The sequence below is a fragment of the Micromonospora sp. NPDC005254 genome (genome assembly GCF_042872525.1).
GTDB lineage: Bacteria > Actinomycetota > Actinomycetes > Mycobacteriales > Micromonosporaceae > Micromonospora.
The window spans coordinates 611,300-627,792 of record NZ_JBIAKM010000004.1; the positions used below are offsets into that span (position 1 = coordinate 611,300).

Below are 16,493 nucleotides of genomic sequence, written 5' to 3' on the forward strand. Positions count from 1 at the left end.
CGCTCCCTTTGCTCTGCTTCAGCGGAGGAAACACCCGGTGTCCGGATATCGGACGCCACGTGTTTCCTGGGCTGAAGCAGAGCAAAGGAGGACTCGAACACCCTTGGCACCGGTCTGGGAGTGGCGCGGGCGGGAGGTCAGCGCAGCGAGGCGCGGGCGGAGAAGGCGATGCTGGCGAGCAGGAAGCCACCGTTGACGATCGTGAACGCGATGATCACCCACAGGACCAGCGCGGGGGCCACGGCCAGCACCAGGGCCGCCACGAAGACCACCGCGCCGTAGTCGCGCACCAGCTTCACGAGGCGTACCGGCAGCGAGGTCGAGGTGACCATGCTGGCCGCGTTCGGGCCGGACTGCATCACCGACGTCACCAGGTTGACCATCCAGGTGCCGGCGAAGGTCGCCACCAGCCAGGTCGGCGTCGACGGCTCCTGTGCCACGGCGGTGGCGGCCAGGGCGGCCACCAGGGCGATCTGCGCGGCCACGTCGCAGAGCACGTCGACGCGGGCGCCCGCCGCGCTGCCCTGGCCGGTCACCCGGGCGAGCTGCCCGTCGGCGCAGTCCAGGGAGTACGCGACCTGCCAGCCGATCAGGGCGAGCAGGCCGACCACCCAGGCCGGTACGTCCCCGTCGGCGACCGGCCCGGCGAGCGCCACCACGGTGACGGAGGTGGCCAGCCCGAGCACCAGGTTGGTGATGGTCAGCGCGGTCGGGCGCAGCCCGAGGCGTTGCGCGACCAGCGCGAAGACGGCCCCCAGCCACTGGCTGATCGACTCGCTGAACAGGCCGCCGCCCCGGTTCACCCGGTGGAAGTCGGCGACGGTGGGACGGGGGTCAGCCAAGCTGGTCGCGGATTGCACCGGCGTAGTCTGCCAGCCGCTCCCGCGTCTCGGTAGGCGACAAGGCCAGGTGCTCGAGGATCGTGTACCGGTCCGGTCGGGTACGCGGAGCGAACTGCACCGCCTCGATGAACTGGTCGTCGGTGAGCGTCACCTCGGCGGGGAGTCGGGGCAGGCCGTGCCGGGCGAGGCAGGCCGACATCTCCCCGAAGCGGCGCAGGTCTCCGCGCAGCCAGGTGCAGAATAGCGCACCCAGCCCGGCCAGCTCGCCGTGCGAGGCGGTGCCCGGAAAGAGCGAGTCGACCGCGTGCATGATCTCGTGGCAGCCGCCGCTGGCCGGTCGGCTGCTGCCGCAGACCGCCATCGCGAGGCCGCTGGAGATCAGCGCCTCGGCCAGCACGGTGACGAAGGCGTCGTCGGTCATGTCGCCCGGGTGGTTGAGCACCGCCTCGGCGCCCGCCCGGGCCAGCGAGGCGGCCAGCCCGTCGACCGGCTCACCGCGTACCTGCCGGGCCAGTTCCCAGTCGGCCAGGGCGCTGATGTTGCTGATCACGTCGCCGATGCCGGCCCGGTTGTGCCGGTCCGGGCCGCTCTCCACGAAGTCCAGGTCGACGATCACCGCGATGGGGATGTGCACTCCGTAGGAGCCCTTGATCCCTTCGGTGATGAGACTGGCCACCGGGGAGGCGATCCCGTCGTTGGCGAGGCTGGTCGCCACCGACACCATCGGCAGCCCTCGGCGGGTGGCCGCGTACTTGGCCACGTCGATCGTCTTGCCGCCGCCGATCCCGACTACCGCGTCGTACGACCGGGCGCGAAGTTTGCCGCCGAGGTCGTCGGCGGCGTCCAGGGTCGCCCCGGCGACCGTGAACACGTCGGCCGTCCGCAGCGACGGCCGGATCAGCTCCGCGATCTGCGCGCCCTGACCCGGACCGACCACCACCGCGACGTCGCCCCCGGAGGAGATCCGCCCGTCGGCCAGGATCGCGCCCAGGTCGGCGACCGCCCCGCGTCGCACGTCGATGTGCAGCGGGGTGAGGACGCTCCGAGCTAGTAGCGGCACGCGATCTCCCGCGCGCGGGCCAGGTCGGCGTGGTTGTCGACCTCGACCCAGGGGACGTCGCCGATCGGCGCAGCCCGCACCTCCCCGCCCCGGTCGGCGAACTCCTGGTAGCCGTCCTCGTAGTAGAGGTTCGGGTCCCGCCGCCAGGTCGCCTCCAGCGCGTCCGCGAGCGCGTCGGCGACCTGCGGCTCGATCAGCGTCGCGCCGATGTACTCCCCGTACGCCTCGCCCGGGTCCATGATCTTGGTGATCCGGGTGAGTTGGCCGGCGGCGTCGAAGGTGGTCTTCATCTCCTCCTCGGCCAGCGGCTTGAGGGTGTCCACCGCGAGCAGGATGCCCGGGCCGCGCTCGGCCAGCAGGGTCTTCTCGATGCTCACCGGGTGCACGGTGTCCCCGTTGACCAGCAGCACCCCGCGCGCGAAGTACTCCCGGGCCAGCCAGAGGGAGTACGCGTTGTTCCACTCCTCGGCCTTGTCGTTGTGCACCAGGGTGAGCGTGACCCCGTACTTCTTCTCCAGGTCGGCCTGCCGCTCGCGGACCGCGTCCGCCGCGTAGCCGACCACGATCACGATGTCGGTGAGCCCGACCTCGGCCAGGTTGCCCAGCGCGATGTCCAGGATCGTCGTCTCGCCGTCCACCGGCACCAACGCCTTGGGCAGGGTGTCGGTGTACGGGCGCAGCCGTCGTCCCGCTCCGGCCGCGAGCACCATTCCGATCATCGCGACATCCTTCCTCGTCCTGCTCCCCGTCACCGGTGGAGGATAGCGCCGGCCGGCCGTGCCGCTCCGGCCAACCGGGTCAGCCGGGCAGCGCCGCCAGGTCGGCGAGCATGGTCAGCCGCTCCTGGGCGTCGAGCGCGGCGTACGGCCCGGCGGCCCGGCGGTCGGTCTCCAGCTCGATGGCGAGCCGCTCGGGGCCGGCGGGCAGGGCGGCGACGCTGGACGCGGTGTGTCCGGCGGCCGTCCAGGCGGCGGCGTGCGCGTCGGCCCGGTGGTAGCGCAGCGTGCCGAGCCGGTTGAGCAGCAGCACGCCGGGCGGGGTGCCGTACGGCTCGTGCGGGGGCGCCAGCGCCGCGAACGCCGACCCGTTCCGGTCGCCTTCGGTGTCGGCCAGCACCAGGGCGTACGTCAGCAGCCGGCCGAGCGCTGCCACGAGCCGGGTGACCCGTTCGTCGTGCCCGGCCCACAGCTCCTCGGTGACCTCGGCGTGCACCTGGTACAGCTCGGTGAGGAAGGCGGTGCCCCGCTCGGTGGCGGAGAGCGCCCCGTCCGGGCGGCGGTGGAGCATGCCGTACGCCACCTGCTTGTCCACGGCCCGGCGGACCGTGACCGGGTCGGCGTAGCGGGTGATCGCCGCGAAACCCGGCCCGTCGACGGTGCCGCCCGGCGCGGCGAGGCGGGTGCGCAGGTCCACCAGGAAGCCGTTCGCCGTCGGCCCGCCGTACCGCTGGCTCAGCTCGGCCCCGCCACCGTCGCGGCCGGCCAGCATGCCGGCGCGGAACGTCCGGTCCACGGCCGGGGCGAGCAGCCCGGCGATCCGGTGCGGCGCCAGCTCGACGGTGTTCACGGATCGATCGACCGCAGGACGGCGAAGCCCTCCTCCGCGATCCGCCGGATCAGGCCGTCGTTGACGTCGCGGTTCTCGTCCAGCACGGTCACCTCGTGCTCGGCCAGCCAGCGGTACTCGGTGTGCTTGCCCGCCTCCTGCGTCGGGTGGTCGAGGTCGCCGTCCACCCGGACCAGGAAGTCGTACTCGATGCGGGCCAGGCCGTCGTCGCCGACGTAGTGGTATTCGCCCACCTGGCCGAGGACGTCGGAGACGAGCCACCCGGTCTCCTCGGTGACCTCCCGGCGCAGCGCCTCGTCGATCTCCTCGCCCGGTTCCAGATGGCCGCCGACGACGTCCCAGCAATTGGGAAACAGGCGTCGGTGGGGTGAGCGGCGCTGGAAGAAGATTCGGCCGTCGTGGTCGACGATCAGCGCGCCGGCGCAGCGCAGGGGCTCGGTGGACACGCTTCGACAGTAGCGAGCGGCCCGGCATCGCGACGATGCCCGGTCTTGTCCCGGAAACATCCACCGACGACCATGTGCGTACCGAATGCCACCGTCCCAAAGGGGTGATGTGTGATGCAGGTACGGGAAGCGATGTCCAGCCAGGTCCTCGTCGTCGGTCCGGAGCACACGCTGCGTCAGGCGGCCCGGATGATGTCGGCCCGCGGTGTCGGGTCGGCGGTCGTGATCGACCCGGACTCCGAGGGCGTGGGGATCATGACCGAACGCGACGTGTTGAAGGCCATCGGCGCGGGCCTCGACTGCGACACCGAACGCACCGGCGCCCACCTGACCTGGGACGTGGTCTACGCGGGGCCGGAGTGGACGGTTGCCGAGGCCGCCGCCGCGATGGCCCGGGGCGGCTTCCGGCACCTGGTGGTGCTCGACGGCCGGGAGGTGGCCGGGGTGATCTCGGTCCGGGACATCATGCGGGTCTGGGCGGAGAGTCAGGTGGCCGCCACGACCTGACCCGCGCAGGTGTGCCAGGCCGGATCGACGGGTAAGGATCCCTCGCGGGCGCGGAGATGCCGTGGCCCGCGGGGGAGGGCCCGATGCGTGACGCGGAGCGCCTGATCGAGCAGCAGTACGCGATGCTTCTGCGGCGGGACGTGGCCCGGCTGCCGGACCTGTACGCCCCGGAGGCGTTCTACGCCATGCCGGGTGTCACGGTCCGGCCGATCGAGCTGCCCGCGCTGCTGCGCACCTGGACGGGCGCTTTCGCCGACCTGCGGGTCGACCCGTTGGGCGTGGTGCGCACGTCCGGCGGCGCGGCCGTGGAGCTGCGCCTCACCGGCACCCACACCGGCACGCTGCACTCGCCGTACGGCACCGTCGCTCCGACCGGCCGTTCGGTGAGCTGGGAGGTTGCCGACGTGGTCCGGGCACGCCGGGGTCGGATCGTCGCGTGGCGCTCCTACTTCGACTGGAGCCAGCTCCTCGACGCGCTCGGCGTGCAGTTTGAGGGCCTTTCCCGGGCGACGCAGCACGACTCGCTCGCACTTCCGGTCTGATCTGACGGCGACCGGCCGACCCGGGTCACCCGTCCCGGTGGCTCAGGATGCGGACATCGCCGTGCCGTCCGCGCGTCCCCCGCCGCCGCCCGTACGCTCAATATCCATGACCGCCGAGCAGCTGATCTCCTTTGCCCGTGGGGCGCCCTCGCTGGACATCGTCGATGTCGAGGGGCTCAAGGCCGCCGCCGTACGCGCTTTCGACGCCGACCCCGCGGGGGTCACGGCCTACGGCACCTCCGTCGGTTACCTTCCGCTGCGGAAGTGGATCGCCGAGAAGCACGGGGTGGAAGCCAACCAGGTGCTGGTCACCAACGGCTCGCTCCAGGCCGACGCCTTCCTCTTCGACCACCTGGTCCGTCCCGGCGACGCGGTGGTGGTCGAGCGTCCGACGTACGACCGCACGCTGCTCAACCTTCAGCGGATGGGCAGTGAGCTGCACGGCATCTCGGTCCAGCCGGACGGTCTGGACACCGCCGAGCTGCGCAAGCTGCTGGAGTCCGGGGTCCGCCCCCGGCTCGCGCACGTCATCCCCAACTACCAGAACCCGGCCGGCATGACCCTGTCGCTGGAGAAGCGCCGCGAACTGCTCGACCTGGCCGCCGAGTACGAGTTCACGATCTTCGAGGACGACCCGTACGCGGACATCCGCTTCCGCGGCGAGGCGCTGCCGTCGATGCTCTCGCTGGACACCCGCAACGTGGTCGTGCACGCGTCGAGCTTCACCAAGACCGTCTGCCCGGGCGTGCGGGTCGGCTATCTGGTCGGTCCGGCGGATCTGATCGCCGACATCGCCAAGAACGCGACGAGCCTCTACATCTCGCCCGGCATGGTGTCGCAGGCGATCGTGCACCAGTTCTGCGTCTCCGGCGACATCGACCGCTCGATCGAGACCGTTCGGGCGGCGCTGGGCGAACGCGCCCGGGTGCTGGCCGAGTCGCTGCGCCGGCACCTGCCGCAGGCGCGGTTCGTGGAGCCCGACGGCGGCTACTTCCTGTGGGTGGAGTTCCCCGAGGACGTGCTGGTGGACCGGCTCGCCCCGGCGGCGGCCGAGCGTGGTGTCGCGGTGGTCAAGGGCAGCGACTTCGTTCTCGACGGTGGGCGGCACGCCCTGCGGCTGGCCTTCTCGGCCGTGACGGCCGACAAGATCGACGAGGGTGTCCGGCGGCTCGCGGCGGCCGTCGAGGCTGTCCGGAGCTGATTTCTGTCGGGTTCCCGACAGAACGACAATGCCGGCCGTCCCGGGACTCCCCAGCGGGCGGCCGGCGGCTCACAATGCTGCGAGCGTCACCCGTCAGGTGTAGCGGGGGTCACCCCGCCGCCACCTCGGGCACGCGTGCAGCACAACCCCCGCCCCCACGGGCGCCGGGTGGGCCGTGTCGTCCTTCACCCCCCGATGCGGCCCGGCCCGCCCGGCGCCGCACCCGCGACCGCCGTCACACCTGCCGGTGGCGACCACCGGCGTAGCCTGCAAGCCGCAGGCGAGCGCGGGGAGGTGTCGCGATGACGGATCGGGCAGAGCGGGGCCGGACGGTCCCGCTGAACACGTCCCGGGTGCTGCGACCCCGGGCCTGGCCGTCCCCGGTCCGGGCGGTGACCAGGATGCTCAACGCCGACGGATCGCCGCCCACTCCGGCCCCCACCGGCGCCGGCCGCAGCGGGGTGGTCGACTGCGCGCTCTACATCGACGGCAAGCGGCAGCCCGGCGACTGGAACTACGCGGACGCGTTGGAGGCGGCACGCCGGGAGGAGCACGGCTTCGTCTGGATCGGGCTGCACCAGCCGGAGCTGGCCGAGATGTCCGCCATCGCGGAGACGTACGGCCTGCACGAGCTGGCCGTCGAGGACGCGGTGAAGGCCGAGCAGCGGCCCAAGCTGGAGCGGTTCAACGACGTCAGCTTCCTGGCGCTGCGCACCGCCCGGTACTGCGAGCACACCGAGTTGACCGAGACCTCCGAGGTCGTGGAGACCGGTCAGGTGATGCTCTTCATCGGCCCGAACTTCCTGATCAGCGTCCGGCACGGGGACGCCTGCCGGCTCTCCCCGGTCCGCGCCGACCTGGAGACCAAGCAGGAGTTGCTGCTCCAGGGCCCGTGGGCGGTGGCGTACGGCGTGACCGACCGGGTGGTCGACCTCTATCTGGAGGTGGCCGAGCAGCTTGAGGACGACCTGGATCAGCTTGAGGCCGAGGTCTTCGACCGCAACAGCCACGGCCGGATTCAGCGGATCTACCAGATGAAGCGGGAGCTGGTGGAGTTCAAGCGGGCGGTGATCCCGTTGCAGCGGCCGCTGATGAACCTGACCTCCCAGGTCAACCGCGATGTGCCCAAGGAGATCCGGCGGTACTTCCGGGACGTGCAGGACCACCTGAGCCGCACCGTCGAGCAGGTGAACTCGTACGACGACCTGCTGAACTCGATCCTGCAGGCGCGGCTGGCCCAGGTCACCGTCGACCAAAACAACGACATGCGCAAGATCGCCGCGTGGGCGGCCATCGCCGCGGTCTGGACCTCCATCGCCGGCGTCGAGGGCATGAACTTCGACAACATGCCCGAGCTGAAGATGACGTACGGCTATCCGGTGGCCCTGGCTCTGATGCTCGCTGTCTCCCTGGCCCTCTACCGCTGGTTCCGCCGCAACGGCTGGCTCTGACCCGCGACGGCGCGGGCCGGCGCGAAAGGCTCTGAGACGCGAAAGCGCCGGCGAGCGGGGAAACCCGCGTCGCCGGCGCTCGCTGCGCTGCTGTGTCCGGGGTCAGCGGCGGCCGTTGGTGCGGGCGGTGTCCTTGCCCAGGGCCTTGGTGAGGTCGTCGGTCGGTCGCCCGGAGACGTCCGTGGCGCCCTCGGCGACCGACGGGACCTTGCCGGTCGGGCGGACACTGGTCGGCGTGGCCGTGCCGGTGGTGCTGGCGCTGTCGCCGCCGGCCACCGCCGAGCTGCCGGCGCCGGTCATCCCGGCCATGGCGGACCCGTCGGTCCCCTTGGTCGCGCCCGGCGCGGCCGGCGTCTGCACCTCGATCGACTCGACCTCGTCGCGCATCGGCTCCAGGGTGCGGGTCGGGTCGTACTCCGCCCACTCCTGCTGCTCCCGGCGGCGACGCAGGGCGACCGCACCGGCCAGGCCGGCGATGGCGCCCGCGGCCAGCAGGCCGGTCATCATCGAGCCGCGACGGCGCGGCTGCTTCTTCTTACCGGTGATCCGCATGGTCTTCGACTTGGCCTTCCTGGTCAGCGGCCCTGCCTGCGTGGCGCCGTCCCGGGCCGCCGCCGCCAGCGGTGCCAGCGTGGTGAGTGTGGTTCCCCAGCCGGTCGACGCGCGGTCGCGCACCTTCACCGCGGCCGGCCCGACGTAGCCCCGGGCCACCTGGACCCGCGGACCGACGGTCGCGCCCGCGCCCTTGGCCGCGTGGTTGGCTGCCTGCATCAGGTGGCTGATGCTCTGGTTCAGCTCTGCCTTGGCGAGCTGGCCCTGGGACTGACGCCGCCCGAATCCAAACACGGTCCTACCTCCTGGGAGTTGTTCCTTCGTCATCCTCCACCTTCGGATGCCTCCGCACTGCCAGATCGGGCACATGGGAGGATCCGCATGGAACTGACCAACGAGTGAGGAGTACCCGTGGCCGAGGCTGTCTACGCCACCCTGCACACCAACGCTGGCCCGATCCGGCTGGAGCTCTTCGGAAACCACGCTCCGAAGACGGTCCGCAACTTCGTCGACCTGGCCGAGGGCAACCGGGAGTACACCGACCCGCGCACCGGTCAGCCGGGCAGCGGGCCGTACTACGACGGCACCATTTCGCACCGCGTGATCAGCGGTTTCATGGTCCAGATGGGCGACCCGACCGGCACCGGCCGGGGTGGGCCGGGCTACAAGTTCGCCGACGAGTTCCACCCGGAGCTGCGCTTCGACCGGCCGTACCTGCTGGCGATGGCGAACGCCGGACCGGGCACCAACGGTTCGCAGTTCTTCATCACGGTGTCCCCGACGCCGCACCTCAACAACCGGCACACCATCTTCGGCCAGGTCGCCGACGAGGAGTCGGTGAAGGTCGTCGACTCGATCGCGAACACCCCGACCGGCCCGAGCGACCGTCCGCTGCAGGACGTCGTCATCGAGCGGGTCGAGATCGAGCGGTCTGCCGCCTGACGAACCCGCGAGGTACCTTTGCTCGCATGATTGAGCGCTCCGGAGCACCGCGCCGGCCAGCGTCGGTGAGCCGCGCGATGGCGGACGGAGGATCGGCCCGGTGAGCGAGTCCCCGCCGACCACCCCGGTCTGCTACCGGCACCCTGGTCGGGAGACCTACGTCCGGTGCACCCGCTGCGACCGGCCGATCTGTCCGGACTGCATGCGGGAGGCGTCCGTCGGGCACCAGTGCCCGGAGTGCGTCAACGAGGGACGTCGCACCGTCCGGCCGGCACGTACCGCCTTCGGTGGTGGTACGGCCGGCCGGCACGGCTACGTCACCAAGGGCATCATCGCCCTGAACGTGCTGGTCATGCTGCTGTCCATCGCCTCCGACCGGGGCGGGGACGCGGCCCTGGGCGGCTCCGGCTTCGGCGGGCTGATGGGCGGCGGCACCCCGCTGACCAACTGGGGTTCGGTGCTCGGGCTGGCGGTCCTCCCCGACGGCACGCTCGGCGGCATCGCCGAGGGCCAGTGGTATCGGCTGGTCACCGCGATGTTCCTGCACTACGGCGTGATCCACCTGTTGCTCAACATGTGGGTGCTGTGGGTGCTGGGCCGGTCGCTGGAGGCCAACCTCGGGCCGCTGCGCTTCGGCGCGCTCTATCTGGTCGCGGGCCTCGGTGGCAACGTGGCCGCCTACCTGTTCAGCGCCCAGAACGCGCCCACCGCCGGTGCGTCGACCGCCGTCTACGGTCTCTTCGCCGCGCTGCTCATCATCGAGCGCAAGCTGGGCCGGGACATCTCCCGGATCATCCCCATCCTGGTGATCAACCTGGTGTTCACGTTGACCGTGCCGGGCATCTCCATCCCCGGGCACCTCGGCGGCCTGGTGGTCGGCGGGGCGATGGCGGCGGTGCTCGCGTACGCGCCACGTGGTCGGCGCACGCTGGTGCAGGCCGTGGGCGGCGCGATCATCCTGCTGATCCTGCTCGGCCTGGTCCTGTTCCGCACCGCGCAACTGCTGAGCTGACGGCTCAGGGGTGCCGCCGGGCGGCGAGCAGCTCGGCGGCCACCTCCTCCGGGGTGGTCCCCAGGTCGTACCTGCCGAACAGGTGCAGCGACTCGCCCGCGTCGATCTCCAGGACCTCGCCGCTCACCCCCCACCGCTGCCGGCGGTCCACGGTGATCGCCTCGACCGTCGGCCAGGGCAGCAGCCGCCGGCCGGCGAAGCCGTGGATGACTGTGAGCCCCGCCGGATCGACCGCCAACCGGACCGGCGCCACCAGGTCCCGGACCGCCCAGGCGGCCAGCGCGACGGCGGCCACACCGGCCACGACCAGCCGGATCGGATCGCCGTCGGCGAAGAGCAGACCGAGGGCGACCAGCAGCACCGCGCCGGCCAGCTTCGCCACCGGCAGGTTCGTCGGCACCCGCCACTGCCGCACCGGGGAGGTCTCGTCCACCCGCCCAGCATGCCAGCGGTCCGCGGCTATTGGGAGTCGCGGCAGCTCGCCCCGCGGGCGGACGAGGGGTCCACGCACGACGTAGGATCGGGGCAGCCCAAGTTACCGGGGAGTAAACATGAGTGACGCGGTCATCGTCGGCGCGGTGCGGACCCCGGTCGGGCGGCGCAAGGGCAGCCTCGCCGGCGTCCACCCGGTCGACCTGTCGGCGCACGTGCTGCGCGCTCTCGCCGAGCGCACCGGCCTGGACCCGGCGCAGGTCGACGACGTCTTCTGGGGCTGCGTGTCCCAGGTCGGCGAGCAGTCCTGGAACATCGCCCGCAACGCGGTGCTCGCCGCCGGCTGGCCCGAGACGGTGCCCGGCACCACGCTGGACCGGCAGTGCGGCTCCAGCCAGCAGGCCCTGCACTTCGCCGCCGCGACAGTCCTCTCCGGCCAGGCAGACCTGGTGGTCGCCGGCGGGGTGGAGTCGATGACCCGGGTGCCGATGGGCTCCAGTGTGGCGGGCGGCATGCCGTTCAGCGATCAGCTCCGCGCCCGCTACCGGGGCGTCGAGGGCTTCGCCGACGACGCACCGCTGCCGTTCAACCAGGGCGTCGGGGCCGAGCTGATCGCCCGCCGGTGGCGCCTCTCGCGTACGCAGCTCGACGAGTTCGCGCTCGCCAGCCACGAGAAGGCAGCCGCCGCGCAGGACGCCGGGGCGTTCGACCCGGAGCTGACCCCGGTGCCGCTCGCCGATGGTGGCAAGTTCACGGCCGACGAGGGCATCCGCCGGGACACCTCACTGGACAAGCTCGGCGAACTGCCCACCCCGTTCCGCGCCGACGGCGTGGTCACCGCCGGGTCCGCGTCCCAGATCTCCGACGGCGCCGCCGCGCTCGCGGTGACCACGTCCGAGTGGGCCAGCCGGCACGGACTGCGCCCGCTGGCCCGCATCCACACCGCAGTGGTCGCGGCCGACGACCCGGTCACCATGCTCACCGCGCCCATCCCGGCCACCGCGAAGGCGCTGCGCCGCGCGGGGCTGGGCATCGAGGAGATCGGGGTGTACGAGGTGAACGAGGCGTTCGCCCCGGTGCCGCTGGCCTGGCTCGCGGAGACCGAGGCCGACCCGGAGCGGCTCAACCCGCGCGGTGGCGCGATCGCCCTCGGGCACCCGCTCGGCGGCTCCGGCGCCCGGCTCATGACCACGATGCTTCAGCACATGCGGGACAACGGGCTCCGCTACGGCCTGCAGACCATGTGCGAGGGCGGCGGCATGGCCAACGCCACGATCGTCGAGCTGGTCTGACCTCGCCGCTCGCGGCCAGCCGAGGAGCACCTCGGGAAATGCTCTCGCCCCGCGTCGGGCACGCCGCCTAGGGTGCCCATCGTGACGACGATTCCCGACGAGCGCGCCCCCGACTGGTCCAGCGTGCAGTGGCAGGAGCAGGCCCGATCCTGGGTGGACGAGCAGCTGAGTCGGGCTGGCCGGCGGGTCACCGGGCCGGTGGAGCCCCGCGTCCGGCCGTGGTCGCTGGTCTGGCGGGTGCCGACCGACGGCGGGCCGGTCTGGTTCAAGGCCAACAACCGGGGCACGACCCACGAGGCGGTCCTGATCGCGACGCTGGCCGGGCTGGCGCCCGAGCGGGTGCTGGCCCCGATCGGGGTGGACCGGGAGCGGGGCTGGGCGCTGCTTCCCGACGGCGGCGAGTCACTGCGTGACGTGCTGGGCCGCGACCCCGACCTGGCGCACTGGGAGCGGGCGCTGCCCGGGTACGCGGCACTCCAACTCGCCACCGCGCCGCGCGCCGACGAACTGGTCGCCCTCGGCGTACCGGACCACCGCCCGGAGGTGCTGCCCGGACTGCTCGCCGAACTACTCGACGATCGCGAGTCCCTGCGCGTCGGCGCGGAGGGCGGGCTCGCCGTCCCGACGTACGAGCGGCTGCGGGCGGAGCTTCCGGCGTACGCGCAGCGGTGTCGCCGGCTCGCGGACATCGGCATCCCGGCCACCGTGCAGCACGACGACCTGCACGACGGAAACGTCTTCGCCGGCCCGGCCGGGTACCGCTACTTCGACTGGGGCGACGCCTCGGTGGCGCACCCGTTCGGCACGCTGCTGGTGACCCTGCGCTCCATCCGGTACGCCACCGCGTTGTCGGCGGACGACGCCAGCCTGGCCCGGCTGCGCGACGGTTACCTGGAGGCGTGGACCGATCGCTATGACCGCCGTACCCTCGTCGAGGCCGCTGACCTGGCCATGAACCTGGGCGCGGTGAGCCGGTCGCTCTCCTGGCGGCGGGCCCTGGACACGGCCGACCCGGCCCGCGCGGAGTACGCCGAGGCGGTGCCCGGATGGCTCGCCGAGCTGTTCGCCGCCACCCCACTTCAGCCCGAACACTGACCGACATCCGTCCAGGTCGGAAGTCGGACAGGCGGTGCGACGTGCCGCGTGGAACTTCCAAAATTCCGACGTGACCCACATCACCGGTGCCGGGGAGGTCGTTGGGCAGGTCATGGACGTCTTCTCCCGAACGTTCCTCCCGGCCGCCACCGAGGCCGGCCTGGCCGTACAGACCGTGAGTCGGCACATGCCGGTCTTCCGCCGCTGCGTCGGCTCGGGTGACGCCACCATCCTGGTCACCCGTTGCAGCCGCCCCGACCGCCCGGTCACCGGCGACTACCTGTTGCTGCTCACCCACCGCCGACTGGTGGTGACCCAGCAGACGAGGCTCCTGCACCGGCTGCGCCTGCACCTCAACACCGAGCTGCGCGAGCTGAGCAACGTCACCTGGAGCCCGGACCCCCGGCTGGGGTCGGTCGAGCTGGCCGCCACCGCGATCGACGGGATCCGCGAGCGGTTCCTCATCCGCACCAGCCACCCGAAGCAGGTGTGGCAGCTCGACGCGCTGCTCAACCACGCGTTCCGGACCCGTCTGCGGGCACCCCGCGAGCGGATCGTCGCCACCATCGGTGACACGCCGGCCGCCGTCCGACCCAGCGTGTTCCGCCCCGCCGTGGCGCGCTGACGCCCGGCGGGCCGGTCGCCCTTCACGTCTCCTTTACCGAACTCGAACACGCACCGATCGCGCCGAGCCGACCGGGTCGGCAATCATGGGCCGGTGACCCTCGAACCCCCGCACCGCGGGCTCGTCCTCGTGGTCGAGGACGAGCCGGCCATCGCCGACCTGGTCCGCCTCTACCTCACCCGCGACGGGTTCGGCGTTCACCTCGAACGCGACGGCGAGGCCGGCCTGAGCGCCGCCCGCCGGCTGCGCCCGGTCGCCTGCGTCCTGGACATCGCCCTGCCCGGTCTCCCCGGCACCGAGATCTGCCGCCGGTTGCGCGAGGCCGGTGACTGGACGCCGGTCATCTTCCTCACCGCCCGCGACGACGAGGTGGACCGGATCGTCGGCCTGGAGCTGGGCGCCGACGACTACGTCACGAAGCCGTTCAGCCCGCGCGAGTTGGTCGCCCGGGTACGCGCGGTGCTGCGCCGTACCGCCGGTGGCCCCGAGGGCGCGGAACGACCGCGCATCGTCGGCCCGGTGACCCTCGACCCGGCCCGACGGACGGTCACCGCCGCCGGCGTACCGGTGCAGCTCACCTCCACCGAGTTCGACCTGCTGGCGCATCTCATGGGCCGGCCCGGCCGGGTCTTCACCCGGGAGGAGCTGCTGGCCGGCGTCTGGGGCTACGCCGCGCACGCCGGAACCCGCACGGTGGACGTGCACGTCGCCCAGGTGCGGGCGAAGCTCGGCCCGGCAAGCGTCATCCGTACCCACCGGGGCGTGGGGTACGCGGTCGATGCCTGAGCAGCCCGTGCGCTCCGAGTCGCCGACCATGGCTCTGCCGGTGGTCGGCGCCCGCCCGCCGGCCGCACCCCGGCGCAGGCGGCTCGGCCGGACGCTGACCGCCCGCGCGGTTCTGGTCACCTGCGCGGTGGCACTGGTGTCGGTGCTCGTCACGGCCATCGTCGCGGTGCCACTGGCGATCCGCGGCGCGGAGCGACGCGACCAGCAGGCGCTCGCCGCGCAGGCCCGACTCGCCGCCGAGGTGTTGCGCACCCGACTGGACCGGGGTCGCACCGCCGACGAGGAGCGGCTCATCCAGCAACTGCGCGACCAGGGCATCGACGCGTACCTGATCCGGCGCGGGACCGTCGACCGGTCGGGCCTGCCGGCCCGCGTGGTGCAGCGGATCGGGCAGGGCCGCAACGTGTCGGCCCGCCGTCCGGTCAACGGCCACCGTGCCCTGGTGGAGGGCCGGGCGCTGCCCGGCGGCAACGGGGTGGTGCTGTCCCGCGCCACGTCGAACGGCCTGTGGGCGCAGGTGCTGCTCAGCCTCTGGTTGCCGCTGCTGGCCGGGTTGGCCGCCGGCGTGGTGGCCGGCCTCCTGCTGGCCCGTCGCCTGGCCCGACCGATCCGCGTCGCGGCCACCGCCGCCGCCCGACTGCGCGCCGGAGACCGTGCCGTCCGGGTGCCGGTCGAATCGCCGGACGAGGTCGCCGACCTGGCCGAGGCGCTGAACGGCCTGGCCGCGGCCCTGACCACCAGCGAGGGCCGGCAGCGGGAGTTCCTGCTCTCCGTCTCGCACGAGCTGCGGACCCCGCTGACCGCGATCCGGGGGTACGCCGAGGCGCTGGCCGACGGCGTCATCGACGCGGACGACGCCGCCGGCACCGGCCGGACCATGCTGGCCGAGGCCCAGCACCTGGACCGGCTGATCGGCGATCTGCTGGCGCTGGCCCGGCTGGAGGCCGCCGACTTTCCGCTGGAACCGGTGCCGGTCGACCTGACCCGGCTGGCCGCCGAGGCCGAGCCGACCTGGTCGGGTCGGTGCGCCGCGGTGGGTGTGTCGTTCCGCGTGGAGACGCCCGGTCAGCCGGTGTCCGCGTACACCGATCCGGGTCGGATCCGACAGGTGCTGGACGGGTTGCTGGAGAACGCGCTGCGGGTCGTACCCCCGGGGGCGCCGGTGGTGCTCGCGGTCCGGCCGGTCGGTGCGGACCCGGCGGCCGGCGGTGTGCTGGAGGTCCGCGACGGCGGACCCGGCTTCACCGACGACGACCTGGCGGTGGCGTTCGAGCGGGGGGCGTTGCACGAGCGCTACCGAGGGGTGCGCAAGGTGGGCAGCGGGCTGGGGCTGGCACTCGCCGCCGGGCTGGTCCGCCGGCTGGGCGGCGAGATCGTCGCGGGCCACGCGCCCGAGGGCGGCGCCGCCTTCACGGTCCGGCTGCCCGGTGATCCTTACCTGACCCGAACATCGGCCTGACGGTCCGCTCGTCCTCGCGGGGAAGGCTGAGGGCTCCACGGACGAGAGGGAGAGTCATGCCACGTTGGGGATTCGTCACCGGCACCACGGCGCTGCTCGCGGCGGTCGCGCTCGGCGTCAGCGGCTGCGGCGCGGCCGAGGTGGCCAGCCAGCCCGCGCGGGACGCCGCGGTCGAGGTCGCCGCCGCGATGGGTGTGGAGGGCCAGGCGCTGACCGCGATGGGCTTCGACGCCACCGACCTGGACGTGCAGACCGTCGCCGCCCCGGCCACCCCGACGCCGGGCGCCTCCCCGACGGCTCGGGACAAGGACCGGCAGAAGCGCGGCGAGGAGTGGCGCAAGCGCCACCAGGCCCGCGTGCAGCTGCGCAAGAACACCCTGCACGGCGAGGCGGTGGTGCAGACCAAGGACAACGGTACGCAGACGGTCGCCGTGCAGCGCGGCGAGGTGACCGCCATCGACGGCGACTCGATGACCGTCAAGTCCACCGACGGTTTCACGATGACCTGGACCTTCGGCGACGACCTGCGGGTCGTCGAGCGGCGCGCGACGGTGCAGCCGAGCGAGGTCAAGGTCGGCGCGAAGCTCGGCGTCGCCGGTGCGAAGGACGGCGACAAGGGCGTCGCCCGCCTCATCCTCATCCCGCGCGACAAGTGAGCGACGGGCCCCCGGGTGTACGCCCGG

General features: G+C 72.7%; 19 protein-coding genes. 12 read left to right on the forward strand and 7 right to left on the reverse strand.

Translation table 11 applies throughout. From position 1 onward, the window contains the following. Positions 1 to 137: 137 nt before the first annotated feature. The 5 genes from ACFYPR_RS16070 to ACFYPR_RS16090 form a co-directional block, all read right to left on the reverse strand. On the reverse strand, positions 138 to 860 hold the full coding sequence (locus ACFYPR_RS16070; protein WP_387260545.1) for a CDP-alcohol phosphatidyltransferase family protein: 723 nt from the start codon (positions 858 to 860) through the stop codon (positions 138 to 140). Next, positions 835 to 1,902 carry an iron-containing alcohol dehydrogenase family protein gene (locus tag ACFYPR_RS16075; protein WP_355133775.1) on the reverse strand — a complete coding sequence of 356 codons (1,068 nt, stop codon included), beginning with the start codon at positions 1,900 to 1,902 and terminating at the stop codon, positions 835 to 837. The genes ACFYPR_RS16070 and ACFYPR_RS16075 overlap by 26 nt, the downstream gene beginning before the upstream one ends. Further along, a complete protein-coding gene (locus tag ACFYPR_RS16080) occupies positions 1,890 to 2,621 on the reverse strand; it encodes a sugar phosphate nucleotidyltransferase (RefSeq protein ID WP_007453659.1) in 732 nt (243 codons plus the stop codon). Before ACFYPR_RS16080 ends, ACFYPR_RS16075 begins: the two co-directional genes overlap by 13 nt. A 79-nt stretch (positions 2,622 to 2,700) precedes the next feature. Further along, a complete protein-coding gene (locus ACFYPR_RS16085; protein ID WP_387180650.1) occupies positions 2,701 to 3,468 on the reverse strand; it encodes a hypothetical protein in 768 nt (255 codons plus the stop codon). Continuing rightward, positions 3,465 to 3,914 (reverse strand): NUDIX hydrolase, encoded by a 450-nt coding sequence (locus ACFYPR_RS16090; protein WP_387260547.1) that lies wholly within the window; start codon positions 3,912 to 3,914, stop codon positions 3,465 to 3,467. The genes ACFYPR_RS16085 and ACFYPR_RS16090 overlap by 4 nt, the downstream gene beginning before the upstream one ends. A 114-nt stretch (positions 3,915 to 4,028) precedes the next feature. Here ACFYPR_RS16090 and ACFYPR_RS16095 point away from each other — a divergent pair, with 114 nt between their 5' ends. The 4 genes from ACFYPR_RS16095 (at position 4,029) to corA (ending at position 7,615) form a co-directional block, all read left to right on the forward strand. Further along, a complete protein-coding gene (locus tag ACFYPR_RS16095; RefSeq protein ID WP_354857317.1) occupies positions 4,029 to 4,421 on the forward strand; it encodes a CBS domain-containing protein in 393 nt (130 codons plus the stop codon). Between the two features lie 83 nt (positions 4,422 to 4,504). Beyond that, complete coding sequence (locus tag ACFYPR_RS16100) at positions 4,505 to 4,963, forward strand: ester cyclase (RefSeq protein WP_354857315.1); 459 nt, start codon at positions 4,505 to 4,507, stop codon at positions 4,961 to 4,963. A gap of 106 nt (positions 4,964 to 5,069) precedes the next feature. Next, positions 5,070 to 6,164 carry a PLP-dependent aminotransferase family protein gene (locus ACFYPR_RS16105; protein ID WP_355063471.1) on the forward strand — a complete coding sequence of 365 codons (1,095 nt, stop codon included), beginning with the start codon at positions 5,070 to 5,072 and terminating at the stop codon, positions 6,162 to 6,164. Positions 6,165 to 6,466: 302 nt separating this feature from the next. Beyond that, positions 6,467 to 7,615, forward strand: coding sequence for a magnesium/cobalt transporter CorA (gene corA, locus ACFYPR_RS16110; RefSeq protein ID WP_354857309.1), 1,149 nt, complete (start codon positions 6,467 to 6,469; stop codon positions 7,613 to 7,615). Between the two features lie 102 nt (positions 7,616 to 7,717). Here the strand turns inward: corA and ACFYPR_RS16115 are convergent, their stop codons facing one another. Beyond that, positions 7,718 to 8,494 (reverse strand): hypothetical protein, encoded by a 777-nt coding sequence (locus tag ACFYPR_RS16115; RefSeq protein WP_354857307.1) that lies wholly within the window; start codon positions 8,492 to 8,494, stop codon positions 7,718 to 7,720. An 84-nt stretch (positions 8,495 to 8,578) separates the two neighbouring features. Between ACFYPR_RS16115 and ACFYPR_RS16120 the strand changes: the two genes are divergently transcribed. Both ACFYPR_RS16120 and ACFYPR_RS16125 read left to right on the forward strand, forming a co-directional pair. Further along, positions 8,579 to 9,109, forward strand: coding sequence for a peptidylprolyl isomerase (locus ACFYPR_RS16120; protein WP_354857306.1), 531 nt, complete (start codon positions 8,579 to 8,581; stop codon positions 9,107 to 9,109). Positions 9,110 to 9,209: 100 nt separating this feature from the next. Further along, positions 9,210 to 10,121, forward strand: a complete 912-nt coding sequence (locus tag ACFYPR_RS16125; RefSeq protein WP_387260551.1) for a rhomboid family intramembrane serine protease — start codon at positions 9,210 to 9,212, stop codon at positions 10,119 to 10,121. Between the two features lie 4 nt (positions 10,122 to 10,125). Here the strand turns inward: ACFYPR_RS16125 and ACFYPR_RS16130 are convergent, their stop codons facing one another. Further along, a complete protein-coding gene (locus ACFYPR_RS16130; protein ID WP_354857302.1) occupies positions 10,126 to 10,554 on the reverse strand; it encodes a PH domain-containing protein in 429 nt (142 codons plus the stop codon). 118 nt (positions 10,555 to 10,672) lie between these two features. Here ACFYPR_RS16130 and ACFYPR_RS16135 point away from each other — a divergent pair, with 118 nt between their 5' ends. The 6 genes from ACFYPR_RS16135 (at position 10,673) to ACFYPR_RS16160 (ending at position 16,466) form a co-directional block, all read left to right on the forward strand. Next, complete coding sequence (locus ACFYPR_RS16135; RefSeq protein ID WP_387260554.1) at positions 10,673 to 11,845, forward strand: thiolase family protein; 1,173 nt, start codon at positions 10,673 to 10,675, stop codon at positions 11,843 to 11,845. A gap of 81 nt (positions 11,846 to 11,926) precedes the next feature. Further along, positions 11,927 to 12,940, forward strand: coding sequence for an aminoglycoside phosphotransferase family protein (locus ACFYPR_RS16140; RefSeq protein ID WP_354857298.1), 1,014 nt, complete (start codon positions 11,927 to 11,929; stop codon positions 12,938 to 12,940). A gap of 112 nt (positions 12,941 to 13,052) precedes the next feature. After that, complete coding sequence (locus tag ACFYPR_RS16145; RefSeq protein ID WP_354857365.1) at positions 13,053 to 13,565, forward strand: hypothetical protein; 513 nt, start codon at positions 13,053 to 13,055, stop codon at positions 13,563 to 13,565. 93 nt (positions 13,566 to 13,658) lie between these two features. Beyond that, complete coding sequence (locus ACFYPR_RS16150; protein WP_363936271.1) at positions 13,659 to 14,351, forward strand: response regulator transcription factor; 693 nt, start codon at positions 13,659 to 13,661, stop codon at positions 14,349 to 14,351. Continuing rightward, entirely contained in the window at positions 14,344 to 15,810 is a 1,467-nt protein-coding gene (locus ACFYPR_RS16155; RefSeq protein WP_387260557.1) for a histidine kinase dimerization/phospho-acceptor domain-containing protein, read from the forward strand. Before ACFYPR_RS16150 ends, ACFYPR_RS16155 begins: the two co-directional genes overlap by 8 nt. 56 nt (positions 15,811 to 15,866) lie before the next feature. Next, positions 15,867 to 16,466 carry a hypothetical protein gene (locus tag ACFYPR_RS16160; protein ID WP_354857291.1) on the forward strand — a complete coding sequence of 200 codons (600 nt, stop codon included), beginning with the start codon at positions 15,867 to 15,869 and terminating at the stop codon, positions 16,464 to 16,466. The last annotated feature ends 27 nt before the right edge of the window (positions 16,467 to 16,493 follow it).